This is a genomic window from Polyangium jinanense, assembly GCF_028435365.1.
The window spans coordinates 303,484-315,285 of the sequence record NZ_JAGTJJ010000005.1 but is presented as its reverse complement, the minus strand read 5'-3'; the positions used below and the strand labels follow the sequence as shown (position 1 = coordinate 315,285).

General features: G+C 67.0%; 13 protein-coding genes. 9 read left to right on the top strand and 4 right to left on the bottom strand.

Annotated elements, in window-relative coordinates; translation table 11 throughout:
- The first annotated feature begins 11 nt into the window (after positions 1-11).
- From KEG57_RS14590 to KEG57_RS14570, 5 genes are all read left to right on the top strand, one after another.
- Positions 12-1,361, top strand: coding sequence for an ABC transporter substrate-binding protein (locus KEG57_RS14590; RefSeq protein WP_272420516.1), 1,350 nt, complete (start codon positions 12-14; stop codon positions 1,359-1,361).
- A gap of 10 nt (positions 1,362-1,371) precedes the next feature.
- Complete coding sequence (locus tag KEG57_RS14585; protein WP_272420393.1) at positions 1,372-2,295, top strand: carbohydrate ABC transporter permease; 924 nt, start codon at positions 1,372-1,374, stop codon at positions 2,293-2,295.
- An 11-nt stretch (positions 2,296-2,306) separates the two neighbouring features.
- Complete coding sequence (locus KEG57_RS14580) at positions 2,307-3,137, top strand: carbohydrate ABC transporter permease (protein ID WP_272420392.1); 831 nt, start codon at positions 2,307-2,309, stop codon at positions 3,135-3,137.
- Between the two features lie 140 nt (positions 3,138-3,277).
- Positions 3,278-4,288, top strand: coding sequence for a methyltransferase (locus KEG57_RS14575; protein WP_272420391.1), 1,011 nt, complete (start codon positions 3,278-3,280; stop codon positions 4,286-4,288).
- Between the two features lie 59 nt (positions 4,289-4,347).
- Positions 4,348-4,860, top strand: coding sequence for a response regulator (locus tag KEG57_RS14570; RefSeq protein WP_272420390.1), 513 nt, complete (start codon positions 4,348-4,350; stop codon positions 4,858-4,860).
- On the opposite strand, the gene KEG57_RS14565 is transcribed toward KEG57_RS14570, so the two are convergent.
- Positions 4,861-6,441 carry a DUF2330 domain-containing protein gene (locus tag KEG57_RS14565; RefSeq protein WP_272420389.1) on the bottom strand — a complete coding sequence of 527 codons (1,581 nt, stop codon included), beginning with the start codon at positions 6,439-6,441 and terminating at the stop codon, positions 4,861-4,863.
- A gap of 113 nt (positions 6,442-6,554) precedes the next feature.
- Between KEG57_RS14565 and KEG57_RS14560 the strand changes: the two genes are divergently transcribed.
- Positions 6,555-8,285 carry a DUF2330 domain-containing protein gene (locus KEG57_RS14560; protein WP_272420388.1) on the top strand — a complete coding sequence of 577 codons (1,731 nt, stop codon included), beginning with the start codon at positions 6,555-6,557 and terminating at the stop codon, positions 8,283-8,285.
- Between the two features lie 4 nt (positions 8,286-8,289).
- Here KEG57_RS14560 and KEG57_RS14555 read toward each other — a convergent pair whose 3' ends face one another.
- Both KEG57_RS14555 and KEG57_RS14550 read right to left on the bottom strand, forming a co-directional pair.
- Positions 8,290-9,078 carry a dienelactone hydrolase family protein gene (locus KEG57_RS14555; RefSeq protein WP_272420387.1) on the bottom strand — a complete coding sequence of 263 codons (789 nt, stop codon included), beginning with the start codon at positions 9,076-9,078 and terminating at the stop codon, positions 8,290-8,292.
- A 29-nt stretch (positions 9,079-9,107) separates the two neighbouring features.
- Positions 9,108-10,547, bottom strand: coding sequence for a vWA domain-containing protein (locus KEG57_RS14550; RefSeq protein ID WP_272420386.1), 1,440 nt, complete (start codon positions 10,545-10,547; stop codon positions 9,108-9,110).
- A 51-nt stretch (positions 10,548-10,598) separates the two neighbouring features.
- On the opposite strand from KEG57_RS14550, the gene KEG57_RS14545 reads away from it, so the two are divergent.
- The 3 genes from KEG57_RS14545 to KEG57_RS14535 all read left to right on the top strand — a co-directional run bounded on the left by KEG57_RS14545 (position 10,599) and on the right by KEG57_RS14535 (position 11,288).
- Positions 10,599-10,745: a hypothetical protein gene (locus KEG57_RS14545; RefSeq protein WP_272420385.1), complete on the top strand. Its 147-nt coding sequence runs from the start codon at positions 10,599-10,601 to the stop codon at positions 10,743-10,745.
- A gap of 24 nt (positions 10,746-10,769) precedes the next feature.
- Positions 10,770-11,045 (top strand): zinc ribbon domain-containing protein, encoded by a 276-nt coding sequence (locus tag KEG57_RS14540; protein WP_272420384.1) that lies wholly within the window; start codon positions 10,770-10,772, stop codon positions 11,043-11,045.
- Between the two features lie 96 nt (positions 11,046-11,141).
- Positions 11,142-11,288, top strand: a complete 147-nt coding sequence (locus KEG57_RS14535) for a hypothetical protein (RefSeq protein WP_272420383.1) — start codon at positions 11,142-11,144, stop codon at positions 11,286-11,288.
- Between the two features lie 25 nt (positions 11,289-11,313).
- Here the strand turns inward: KEG57_RS14535 and KEG57_RS14530 are convergent, their stop codons facing one another.
- The gene (locus tag KEG57_RS14530; protein WP_272420382.1) at positions 11,314-11,694 is read right to left on the bottom strand and encodes a hypothetical protein; all 381 of its coding nucleotides are present in this window, start codon (positions 11,692-11,694) and stop codon (positions 11,314-11,316) included.
- Between the last annotated feature and the right edge of the window lie 108 nt (positions 11,695-11,802).

Here is an 11,802-nt window from a genome sequence, read left to right as displayed (position 1 = left end):
TCGTCGTGTTCATGGGAGGAGGCGAGCAGACCCGACGTTCCTTCCTCGCGGCCGCGGCGGGCCTCTCGCTTTCCGCGCTGATCTCCGGCTGTCGCCGCGCCCCGTCGGCGGAGACGGACGAGGGCGAAGAGCTGCCCGAAGTCCGCATGCCGCCGCCGCCCGTGCGGGGCGCCGGGCGGCATGCGGGCGCGCGGCTCGTGTTTTACGCCGAGTCCGTCGGCATCGGCGCCGCGATCGATCGCGCGCTCGCGCAGCGGTTCGCCCGGGACACGGGCGCTGCCGTGGATGTGGTCCTGCGCCCGCGCGACGCGACCGAGACATATGCGAGTTATCAACGCCTCTTCCAGGCGCGCTCCGCCGACGTGGACGTCCTCTCGCTCGACATCGTCTGGCCCGGCATCTTCGCCCCGCATTTGCTCGACCTCGGCCAGGCGCTCGGGGGCCTCGCGGCCACACACCTCGAAGCCGCCATCCAGAACGACACCGTGCAAGGGCGGCTCGTGGCCATGCCCTATTTCACGGATTTCGGCATGCTGTACTACCGGACCGATCTGCTGCAGAAATACGGATATGGCGCGCCCCCGACGACGTGGGACGAGCTCGAAGCGATCGCGAAGACGATTCAGAGCGGGGAGCGAGCCCGGAGCCGCGCGTTTGCCGGTTTCGTCTGGCAGGGCAAGGCGTACGAAGGGCTCACCTGCAATGCGCTCGAGTGGATTCATTCACACGGTGGCGGCGCGATCCTGGAGGGCCGCGAGCCCACAGTCCAAAACCCCCGGGCCGCGCAGGCCCTCGCTCGCTTCCGGCGGTTCGTCGGGACGATTTCGCCGATCGGCGTGACGGGATACGAGGAGGAAGACGCGCGCAACGTGTTTCAAGGAGGAAACGCGGCCTTCATGCGCAACTGGCCGTACGCGTACGCGGCTGGAAATACGAAGGGCTCGCGTATCGAGGGGCTCTTCGACGTCGCGCCGCTCCCGCACGAGCCGGGGTACGAAAGCAGCGCGACCCTGGGCGGGTGGACGCTCGGCATCTCGAAGTATACGCGGTTTCCTGACGCGGCCATCGCGTTCGTGGGGTATCTCTGCTCGCCCGAGGTGCAGCGCTTCCGGGCGCTCGTCGGCGGATACATCCCCACCATTCCCGCCGTGCAAAACGATCCGGACGTCGTCCGGGTATTGCCTTTCCTCGAACGGGTGAGGGGTGCGACGCTCGTCGCGAGGCCGTCGAACCAGGCCGGGGCGAGGTACAACGAGGTCTCCATCGCTTTTTATCAAGGCGTGAGCAAGGCGCTTTACGGGACGGAGCCTGAGAAGGCGCTGGAGCAGATCGATCGGCGTATCCGGCGCTCGCTGCGGTGAGGGGAACGGAATGAGCACGACGGCGGGCGAGGCGGAAAAGCAGGGGGACATCGCTGGGATCCGCGCGAGGCGGCGCGCCCGGATTGCGTGGGCGTTTCTGTCCCCGGCGCTGATCGTGACGGCCTTCGTGGCGCTCTACCCGCTTTGCGACACTTTGTATCTGAGTCTCACGAACACCCGCCTCGGCAGCGAGGAGCCCCCGCGGTTCGTGGGGCTCTCGAATTATGCCGAGCTCGTCCACGACGGGTTTTTCCTCGACGCATTGCTCCTCACCGTGCTCTTCGCCGTGATGACCGTGCTGCTGGAGCTCGCCCTCGGCCTCTGCATCGCGCTGCTCCTCGACGCACGTTTCAAAGGTCGCTCCGCCGTGCGCGCGGCCATGCTCGTCCCCTGGGCCATCCCCACGGCCGTGTCCACGCAGATGTGGAAATGGATGTACAACGACGTGTACGGCGTCTTCAATGACGTCCTCGTGAATCGCCTGGGGCTCGTTTCCGAGCCGATCGCATTCACCGCGGACCCGAGGACCTCGCTCGCCGCGGCCGTGCTCGTCGACGTCTGGAAGACGACGCCCTTCGTCGCGCTGCTCCTGCTCGCCGGCCTGCAGCTCATTCCGCGCGAGCTTTACGAGGCCGCACGCGTGGACGGCGCGACGCGCCTGCAAGCCTTCACGCAGATCACCTTGCCGCTTCTCCGGCCGGCCCTCCTCGTCGCGCTCGTGTTCCGGACGCTCGACGCATTACGCGTCTTCGACGTCTTCTACGTGATGTTCGGGAGCCGGCCCGACATGCAGACCCTGGCCACGTATGCCCACGAGATCCTCGTCAGCATCTCCGACGTGGGATACGGCTCGGCCGTCTCCACCGCGATTTTCCTGGTCATCGCCGTTTTCATCGTGATCTACGTGGCGCTTTTCCGGCGGAGGGAGGCATGAGGGGCCGGGCCATGGCGCGGCGAGCGATCTTCGGGATGGCCGTCCTTCTCCTCGTCGTGTATCTCGTTTTTCCCTTCGGCTGGGCGCTCGTGTCCTCGTTCAAGACGAACGCCGAGCTGTTCTCGACGCCCGCGCGTTTCTGGCCCGAGCACCCCACGCTCGAACATTATCGTCATGTCCTCGCGAACGACGATTTTCTCTACGCGGCGCTGAACAGCGTCCTCGTGGCGAGTTCCGTGACGCTCGTCTCCCTCGCCATCGGCGCGCTCGCGGCCTTCGCGCTCGGCCGGTACCGATTCCGCGGCCGGAGCCTCGTGCTCTACGTGGTCCTCTCGATGACCCTGTTTCCTCAGATCGCCGTCCTTGGCGCGCTCTTCCAGCTCGTCAATGCGCTCGGCCTCTACAACCGGCTGCCGGCCCTCACCCTGACGTATCTCGTCTTCACGTTGCCGTTCACCATCTGGGTGCTCACCGGATTCATCGAAGCCGTGCCCGTCGAAATCGAAGAGGCGGCGTACATGGACGGCGCATCTCCGCTCCAGCTTTTCATGAAAATCATGCTCCCGCTCGCGGCCCCTGGGATGGTCACGACGGGATTGCTCTCCTTCATCGCCGCATGGAACGAGCTCTTGTTCGCGCTCTCGTTCACGCAAACCCCGGACAAACGGACCGTGACGTACGCGATCCTCTCGTTTTCCGCGACGACGAGCTCGGCGTTCGAGGTGCCCTGGGGGCAGATGATGGCCGCTTCCGTGCTCGTGACGACGCCGCTCGTCCTGCTCGCGCTCGTCTTCCAGAGGCGTATCATCGCGGGGCTCACCGCGGGCGCCGTGAAGGGTTGAGCGAGCCTCGCCGGAGCCAAAACAGGCATTCCGGCGGTCCGTCGTCCGCGGAATGAATACAAGATGGAAATGAGGGCTCCTCGAAGCGGGCTTTCGTGCGCCAGCTTGCTCGCATGCCGCTCGCTTGATACGCTTGATGTATGGAACCCACGCACTCGCACGTCGGGGTCATCATGGACCTCGCCTGGGGTTGCTTTTATGCCGGCGCTCTCAATGCCGTCATGCAGCTCGGAATCGCCGACCGGCTCGCGACCGGGCCAAAGACCGCGGAGGAGCTTGCGAGCGAGGCGAGTGCCCATCCCTTGTCGCTTTACCGCGTCCTCCGCGTGCTCGCGTCGAAGGGCATTTTCGCCGAGGATGCCGAGCGGCGATTCCACCTCACGCCGGCCGCCCAGCATCTTCGCACCGGCGGCCCGTTTTCCATGCAAGGCATGGTGCAGCTCGGCACGCTCCCGCCCACAATGGAGGCCGCGCTGCATCTCCCTCATACCGTGAAGACGGGTCAGTGCGCGTTCGAGTATCGCCACGGCGTCGCGTTTTTTGAATATCTGAGCCAGCATCCGCCGCTCGGCGAGGTCTTCGACAAGGCGATGGCGAGCGTCTCGGATGCGGACAACCGGGCGGTCGCCGAGGCCTATGATTTCGGCGCCGCGTCGAGGGTGGTGGACGTGGGCGGGGGCCTCGGCGGGCTGCTCGTCGAGGTGCTGCGGATATACCCCTCGGTTCGCGGCGTGCTTTACGATCGTCCCGAGGTCGTTGGGCAGCCGGGGCGTCTCGCGGCGGCGGGGCTCGACGAGCGTGTCGACCGCATCGCCGGCGACCTCTTCACGTCCGTGCCGGAGGGTGCGGATATTTACGTGCTCAAGCGGATCCTGCACGACTGGGCGGACGATACGTGCGTGGCTATCCTGAAGCATTGCAGGCGCGCGATGGCCGCGGGAGCGCGCGTGCTCGTCGTCGACGCGCTCATGCCCCCGGGAAATACGGATCACCCGACCAAAGCGCTCGATCTCTGCATGCTGACGGTCGTGCCCGGCCGCGAGCGCACCGAGGCCGAATTCGAAGCGCTCTTTCGTGCCGCCGGTTTGAAGCTCGCCCGCGTGATTCCGACCGCGGATTCCGTCGTCATCCTGGAGGGCATCGCGGCCTGACGTCATCGGGCTCGCCGTGCGTGTGTGTGTTGACGCACGGACCTTGGGACCTTGGTCTCATGGTGGGCCCGCCTCTGCCGGACTACAACCCGGTCCGGAGCATGAGCGCCCCGGATCCCATGAATGACACCAAACGACAATCACGCAGCCTCACGCCGAACGGTTTTCCGGGCGTTCGCGCGAGACGTACGCGGATCCTCGTCATCGATGACGACCCGCGGTTCGGGGAGAGCGCCGTGCAGAGGCTCGCGGATATGGGCTTCGAGGCCCGATTTCACCACGGGCCTTTGGGCGTCCTTCAGGCCATACGCGACATGCGTTGCGACCTCGTGCTGCTCGACGTGAACATGCCGAAGCTCGATGGCTCGATCGTGATTCGCATGATCCGCGACTCGAACGGCCTCGGCGAGGTGCGCGTCCTGCTTTGCAGCAACATGGAAGCGAACGTGCTTGTCCGGATGGCGCAATTCCTCGGTGCCTATGGGGCGGTGCCGAAGGACGTCGGCGACGCGGCGTTCGTCGCCGAGCTGCGCGCGGCGCTCCAGAAGCGCCCCGCCATCCAGGTAGGGTGATCAGACCGCGCCGCGCTTCGCGCGCGTGGAGCCGCGCCGCAGCACGATCGCCACCGCAGCCGCGACGGCTCCGAGCACCGCTTCGAGCCCATCCCGCGAGCTCGCCGTCGTGCAGCTCGCGCAGCCGCCCTTCGAGGGCAACGTCGGCAAAGGCGTTTCCGTGACGGGACCACTCGGGAGCTTGGCTTCCTGGGATTCGAGCACGCCGGCCGAAGAATCGAGGAACGACGCGAGCTCGACGTCGCGCGGGGCGAACGCAGTATTCGTGGCGACCTGGGTCGTGCCCGCGCCGGCAATCTGTTTGACCGGCCCGCCCCAGATTCCGCGCCGGGGCTCCTTGCATTCGATGGGCCCTTCCCACGGGTGGAGAATGACGTAACGGCCCTGGAAGCTATTGTTGCCACTCGACATCGCGCCCGGCTCCATCCTGCCCTCGGGATCGGGGACCCCGTTGCCGCCGCGGATCGGCGGTGCGGCGCGAAAAACCAGATCTTCGCCGAGCGCATTCTTGTCGTACCGGACGTGAAGGCGCGTCAACGTGAAGGCGTTCGCCAGCTCGGGCGGGGCTTCGCTCTTCCCCTCGTAGGCGGGCAGGACATCGGCGCCGAGGCTCGCGAGGTCGGTGACCCCGAGCGGCGGTTCGGGGCAGGGATCGCAGGAGCCCGCGTCCCAGGCATACTCCGTCATCACGGCCCGCGGGTGTTTTTCGAGCACCTTGTCGAAGAGCGTCGCGTAAAACGAGCCGAAGCTCTGCTTCACGGGCTCCTTGACGCGGATGTTCGTGGGAATGGCGTAGTTTTCGTAATTCGCGACCTCGTAACGCGAGCGGGCGAGGACATGGACGATGAGGTCCTGCGTGCCGGCCGAGTTGATGAGGCCGAGGCGCACGGGCAGGTTGAAGCTCTCGCCGTCGTAATGGAATCGGAGCGGCGAGAGCATGGCCTGCCCGTTCTCGAAGCGGATTTTCTTCGCGTCGACCTTGGCCACGAAAAACTTGCTCCCGGCGGTCACGTACGGGCGGAGGTAGGGCTCGGCGCCCGCGGGAATCTTGTATCGCTGGCCGCGCAGGAACGTGTCGAGCCCGAGCGAGTCCCGGGCGCTCAGGATGAGGACGTTGTATTCGCCGACGTTGAAACGCGCCTCGATCTTGACACCGTGCCGCTCCGCCTCTTCCTCGGCGGAGCCCTCGTCCTCCGTGGGCTTCGACGCGTACTGAATCACGGATTCCACCGCGCGGACCGGCTCCTTGAAGCAAGGATCCTGCTCCCAGTATTCGACGAGCCGCGGCGCGGCGAGGCGATCGACCCGGCCGAAGACCTCGGCGGGCAGGGTTTTCACGTTCTCCTTGGCGAGGACGACCGGCACCGGGACGACCATCGCGAAATCGTCGGGCGGGCCCTGGTAATTGTTCTGCATCGAGAGCACGGTCCGCGTGCCGTCGCGCATGAGGACGACCAAGGTCGCGTTATTGTACAATTTCGAATCCGCCCCGCTCACGTAGAACCCACAGAACGCATCGGCGGGCGCTGGCAGAGCGAAGGCGGCGAGTGCGAGGAAAGCGCTGGGCAGGACGGCGCGCATGGTTTTCCCTCCCGGAGGTCGTGACGTCCAGAGCTACCGGAATCGCGTCGTGATGTCCACCTTGCCGCGATCTTCCTTGCGCCGCGGAAAACGTCCGTGGGAACATCCTTTTCATGCTGTCCCGCCTGCGCGCCCTCGGCCTCGCTGCTCCCCTTGCTCTCGCCGCGATCACGACCGCGTCCTCCGCTGACGCTTTTTGCGGCTTCTATGTTGCAGGCGCGGATTCCACGAAGCTCTTCAACAACGCCACGATGGTCGTGCTGATGCGCGAGGGCACGCGGACCGTGCTCTCGATGCAGAACAACTACCAAGGGCCGCCGGAGAACTTCGCGATGGTCGTCCCGGTGCCCGTGGTCCTGCAAAAAGAGAACGTCAAGACCTTGCCCATGGCGGTGTTCGACAAGGTCGACAAACTCGCGGCGCCGCGGCTCGTCGAGTACTGGGAGCAGGACCCTTGCGCGCCGCTGCCGCCGCCAATGCCGATGGCCGCGCCGGGCGGCGCGAGGGTCATGCGGTCGGGGCCCGCGCGGGAGAGCGCGGCCGATCTCGGCGTGACGATCGAGGCCCAGTTCACCGTGGGCGAATATGAGGTCGTCATCCTGAGCGCGCGCGACTCACTCGGGCTCGATACGTGGCTCCGCCAGGAGAAATACAAGATTCCCGCGGGCGCCGAGCCCCTGCTTCGCCCGTACGTGCAGGGCGGAAGCAAATTCTTCGTGGCCAAGGTCGACACGAAGAAGGTGCGCTTCGAAAACGGACAGGCCATGCTTTCGCCGCTCCGGTTCCATTATGACAGCGAGACGTTCGCGCTGCCGGTGCGGCTCGGGCTCGTGAACTCCGCGGGCACGCAAGACCTCATCGTGCACATTCTCGCGCGCGGGCAGCGGTACGAGACGGCGAACTATCCGAACGTCGCCATTCCGACGAACCTCGACGTGAAGGACAAGGTTCGGAACGATTTCGGCGCGTTTTACGCGGCGCTCTTCGATCGCACGCTCGCGAGGCAGCCGAATGCCGCGATCACCGAATACGCGTGGGACGCGGGGTCATGTGACCCTTGCCCCGGGCCCACGCTCGACGGCTCGGACCTCGCGACGCTCGGCGCGGACGTGATCGGCGACGCACAGCAGGTCGCGGGGCCGGCCCCCGCGCCGCCAGGGATCGGGCCCGCGCCCGCGCCGCCCATGCCGAGGCCGATGCCGCGCTGGCGTGGAGGGAGCGGGTTTGTCCTGACGCGCCTTCACCTGCGGTATGGCAAGGAGGGGCTCGGGGAGGATCTCGTGTTCCGGGCCGCGCCGCCGATCGTCGGCGGACGCGAGTTTTTGACCGACGGGAAAAAGCTCGAGACGGGCGCGGTGCAGAGCGGCATCAACAACTTCCAGGGGCGGTATGCGATCCGGCACGCGTGGACCGGAGCCGTCACGTGCCCGAATCCGCGGCGCGGAATCTGGGGTGGGCCGCCCAGCGGCGTGGCGAGCAAGGGCACGGAGGCCGCGCAAAAGCTCGCGTTCGCGAAACGCGGCGGGATCGAGCTCGCCGCGCTGGTTCAGCGCGACGAGAGTGAGACGCGGATCGACAGTGGCCCGCTCGTCCCCGCGCCGGCGATGTATGCAGCGGCGCCCGCCACGGATACGACGAATACGACCCCGCCGCCTGCGGATTCGACGACGCCCGGGGCGACGGGCGCGGGTACGTCCGGGCCGCCGGCCGAGCCGCCGAAGGGGGGTTGTGCGGGGTGCCGCGTGGGCGAAACCAGCGGCGAGCCAGGGCCCATGGGCGCTGGGTTCGTCGCGGCGATCGGCGCCGTCGCGCTGCGGCTCTTGCGGCGTCGAACGGCGCGTTGAGGTTTTACCCGCGCAGGCGCTCGCTAAAGAATGCGAGCACGCGGTCGAGCGCCTGTCGCGTGGGGTGACCCGCCTCGTCGACGAGGTCGTTCGTCACGACCGAATGCGCGCGCCGCGGGATGCCCCAGCGGTTGCCCGGGCCCGAGTCGATTTCGATGGTCTCGACCGCGGGGCCGAGCTCTTTGCGCAGAGACACGAAGCGCTCGCCCGGGCAAAGAGCGTCGTGCGTGAATCGCATCGCGAGCACCTGCGCGCCGGACGCGCATCGCTCCTTCACCGCGGCGAGATCACGCTCCGAGATGTGCATGCCCGCGCGGCGCGCCGTGCCGAGGCCGAACGGGAGCGACGGCTGGCTCAGCACCGGCGCCGCAACCGTGCGGTCGACCATGAGCGAGAGCGCGAAATTGCCCGTGATGCACATTCCGATCGCGCCAACGCCCTTGCCCCCGAGCTCCGCGTGCACGTGGCGGCAGAGCGCGCGCAGCCAATCGACGAGGGGGCTTGATTCGTTCGCCGCGAGCACGGCGAACTCGCGCGAGATGCAGGCGCGCGCGAGCTCGGAGAGGGCGTAGGGCATCGAGAGCGGTTTTCCCGGCGTTCCGAAGAGCTGCGGCAGGAAGACCGTGTACCCCTCGGTCGCGACGCGCTCGGCGAAACGAATGACCGAAGGCGTGATGCCGGGCATCTCGGTCATGATGACGACGCCGGGCCCGCTGCCGCGACGGTAGACGTCCTTCTCGGCGCCGTCGTGGGTGAAGGATTGTCGCTGGAAACCGTCGAGCTCGATGGCCATGGCCGCGCATGCTAGCGCGGATCTTTCCCTCAATAAAGGGCGTCGACGGCCTTCTGGTGGACCTCTTTGCGTTTGCGAACGACGGACGGAGCTTCCGAGGGCATGGGCATGGGCGCGGACATGGCGTCGTCCGAGAATTCGAAGCTGTACTCCCCGGAAGAGGCCTTCGGGACCGGGCGATCGGCTTCCGGCATGTCCTTGGCCACCGAGGTCATGTTCGCCGCGAGCTTTTCGAGCTCGGCGCTCGGCGTGCGCTTCGATTGCGCGAGGGCCGTCGCAGCGCCTTGTTCGAGCATCCCGCGGGCGCGCACGTAAGCGCCCTGCTTGCCGAGCTCGAGTGCCTGGAGCGTCGTCGCGGATGCCTCGGCGAGCGCGGCCGAGAGCTCGACCGCGGGGTTTTTCGCCTTCGCGACCTCGCCCTCGTCGAGCGTGGTCCGCGCGCCGAGGTAGAGGCGCCTTTCGAGGCGGCCGGCCTGTTCGAGCGCGTCGTCGAACGTGAGCACCGCGTCGAGCAGCTCGATCGGCACGCCCGCTTTGCGCGGTGTCACCGTCATTCGAACCACGACGTCGCGGCTGTCCCCGCGCACGATGTCGCCGAGCGGCAAGTAGGCGGCGGCGCTGCCCGGCGAGACCATTTCACCTCCAACGATCGCGTCGATCCGCACGCCGGGGCCGGGCGTCAACGTGACCGAGGCCTTCCGGCCGTACACCGTGTCGAGGCGATCGAGCTCCTCCCGGAAGAACCCGGCGAGTTTGTCCGCGCTCTCGATGTAGCGGTACCGTCCGCCGGAGAGGCTCGCGAGCTTGCCCATGAGCGTCTCGTCGTAATCGAGCCCGAGTCCGAGCGTCGTGACCGCGACGCCGCGTTCGGCGGCCCTCTTCGCGTTGTATTCGAGGCTCGCCGCCTGGTTCGGGATGCCGTCGCCGAGGAGCACGACGCGGTTCACGCCATTCGGATTGTAATTCGCGAGCACCTCGTCGAGCGCCGTCTGGAGCCCGCCCGCCATTTCAGTCGTGCCGCGCGCCTCCATGGCCGTGATACGTTGACGCGCTTCTTGTCGGACCTCGTCGTCGAGTTCGGTCGACGGGATGAGGACCTCGGCCTTCGAATGAAACACGACGACCGCGAGCCGGTCGCCGTCCTTGAGCGAGTCGATCACCTGCAGGCTCGCGCGCCGCGCGGCCACGATTCCCTCGCCCTCCATCGAGCCCGAGGTATCGATCGCGAGCGCGACGTTCACGGGTCCACGCTCGCGCGCGGGGCGCGGCGCGGTCGAGAGCCGGAGGACGGCGTAGACCGTGCTGTCCCCGTTCGCGAGGAGCATGGGCGAGCCGAGCAGCGCCTCCACGCGGACCGCGTTCGGATCCCGCGCGCCCGAGGGCGACGCGGCCGGCCCGCAGCCGAGGACGAAGAGGACGGCGGCGACGAGGAGGAGGGGTATTGACGTACGAAACGCGAGATCTCTCATGGCGACTCCAGAACCCGCCTGAGACGCGCGAGGGCGCCCGAAGATTTGGCGGTGTGCGATCGAAAGGTCGCGCTCGCGCCTTTTTCGCTCGAGGTGCTGAATGCGGGTGGACAAACCGTGCTCGAAAGCGTGAAGGGAGACGGCTCCGGCGGCCCCGCGCGGCGTGTGCGGTGGGACGTGCTTGGCCTCGTGCCCTGAGCGCGAATCGGGTAGGCTTTCGCCATGGTCTCCACCGTTCATTGCCCGAACTGCGGGGCGCCTGCGCAAGCAGGCAGCGCCACCTGTTTTTATTGCCGCGCCGTCCTCGCTTGGCCCGGCGCGCCCGGCGGCGGGGCGCAGGCGAGCGGACCCGGCGGCATGCCGGCCGGGGTCGTCGAGGCGCTGCGCGCCGGCAACAAGATCGAGGCGATCCGGCTCTACCGGGAAGCGCGAAAATCCTCGCTCCTCGACGCGAAGAACGCCGTGGAGGCCCTGGAGAAGCAGCTCGGTCTCGGGTGAGCTCGGCTTCCGTGCGAGAGATGTTCGGGGAGGCTTGATCGAACGGACGGCATCCGTTATGTTAGACGACACCACGCTTTGTTGGAGGGTCGTCCGATGAACCAGCGCAACGCTCGTGTGATCGATCTCGACGAGATGCGAAGGAAGCGCGCAGACGAGCAGCGCCGGAAGGCGGAGGCGTCGCCGGTCGTGCTCGTCTGGGTGCCCGTCTGGTTCTGGGTGCCCGTCTGGCCTGCGATGTGAATGGGGAAGTGGCCCGCCGCGCGGGCTACTTCGCCGTGCTGGGCATACACATCATCATCGGCATCCCGCCGCACATCATCATCAACGGAATGCCGGCGGACATCATGCGGGCCATGGCCTCGCCGCGCTCCTTCATCATGTCCATGGAGATGCCCTCGCCGGGCGTCAATTTGCAGGTCATTCCGTCCTTCGTCATTTCATAGGTCATACGACACATCATCGGCATCATGCCCATGCCCATCATGCCGGGCATCATGCCCATCATGGGCATCATGTTCATCATGCCGGGCATCATGCCCATGCCCATCATGCCGGGCATCATGCCCATGCCGGGCATCATGCCCATCATGCCGGGCATCATGCCGGGCATGGGCATTCCGGACATACCGGGCATCATGTTCATCATGGGCATACCCTGCATGGGCGAGCCCATCATGGGCATCGACGAGGACATCATGGGCATCGGCATGTTCATCGCGGGCATTGCATTCGTCATGACGCGGTCTCCTTTTCC

Bases quoted from the DNA above. Each gene is read 5' to 3' on its own strand.
- KEG57_RS14550 (WP_272420386.1), bottom strand. From the start codon at position 10,547: ATGAGAGATCTCGCGTTTCGTACGTCAATACCCCTCCTCCTCGTCGCC.
- KEG57_RS14530 (WP_272420382.1), bottom strand. From the start codon at position 11,694: ATGATGAACATGATGCCCGGTATGTCCGGAATGCCCATGCCCGGCATG.
- KEG57_RS14565 (WP_272420389.1), bottom strand. From the start codon at position 6,441: ATGCGCGCCGTCCTGCCCAGCGCTTTCCTCGCACTCGCCGCCTTCGCT.
- KEG57_RS14580 (WP_272420392.1), top strand. From the start codon at position 2,307: ATGGCGCGGCGAGCGATCTTCGGGATGGCCGTCCTTCTCCTCGTCGTG.
- KEG57_RS14590 (WP_272420516.1), top strand. From the start codon at position 12: ATGGGAGGAGGCGAGCAGACCCGACGTTCCTTCCTCGCGGCCGCGGCG.
- KEG57_RS14555 (WP_272420387.1), bottom strand. From the start codon at position 9,078: ATGGCCATCGAGCTCGACGGTTTCCAGCGACAATCCTTCACCCACGAC.
- KEG57_RS14535 (WP_272420383.1), top strand. From the start codon at position 11,142: ATGAACCAGCGCAACGCTCGTGTGATCGATCTCGACGAGATGCGAAGG.
- KEG57_RS14560 (WP_272420388.1), top strand. From the start codon at position 6,555: ATGCTGTCCCGCCTGCGCGCCCTCGGCCTCGCTGCTCCCCTTGCTCTC.
- KEG57_RS14540 (WP_272420384.1), top strand. From the start codon at position 10,770: ATGGTCTCCACCGTTCATTGCCCGAACTGCGGGGCGCCTGCGCAAGCA.
- KEG57_RS14575 (WP_272420391.1), top strand. From the start codon at position 3,278: ATGGAACCCACGCACTCGCACGTCGGGGTCATCATGGACCTCGCCTGG.
- KEG57_RS14585 (WP_272420393.1), top strand. From the start codon at position 1,372: ATGAGCACGACGGCGGGCGAGGCGGAAAAGCAGGGGGACATCGCTGGG.
- KEG57_RS14570 (WP_272420390.1), top strand. From the start codon at position 4,348: ATGGTGGGCCCGCCTCTGCCGGACTACAACCCGGTCCGGAGCATGAGC.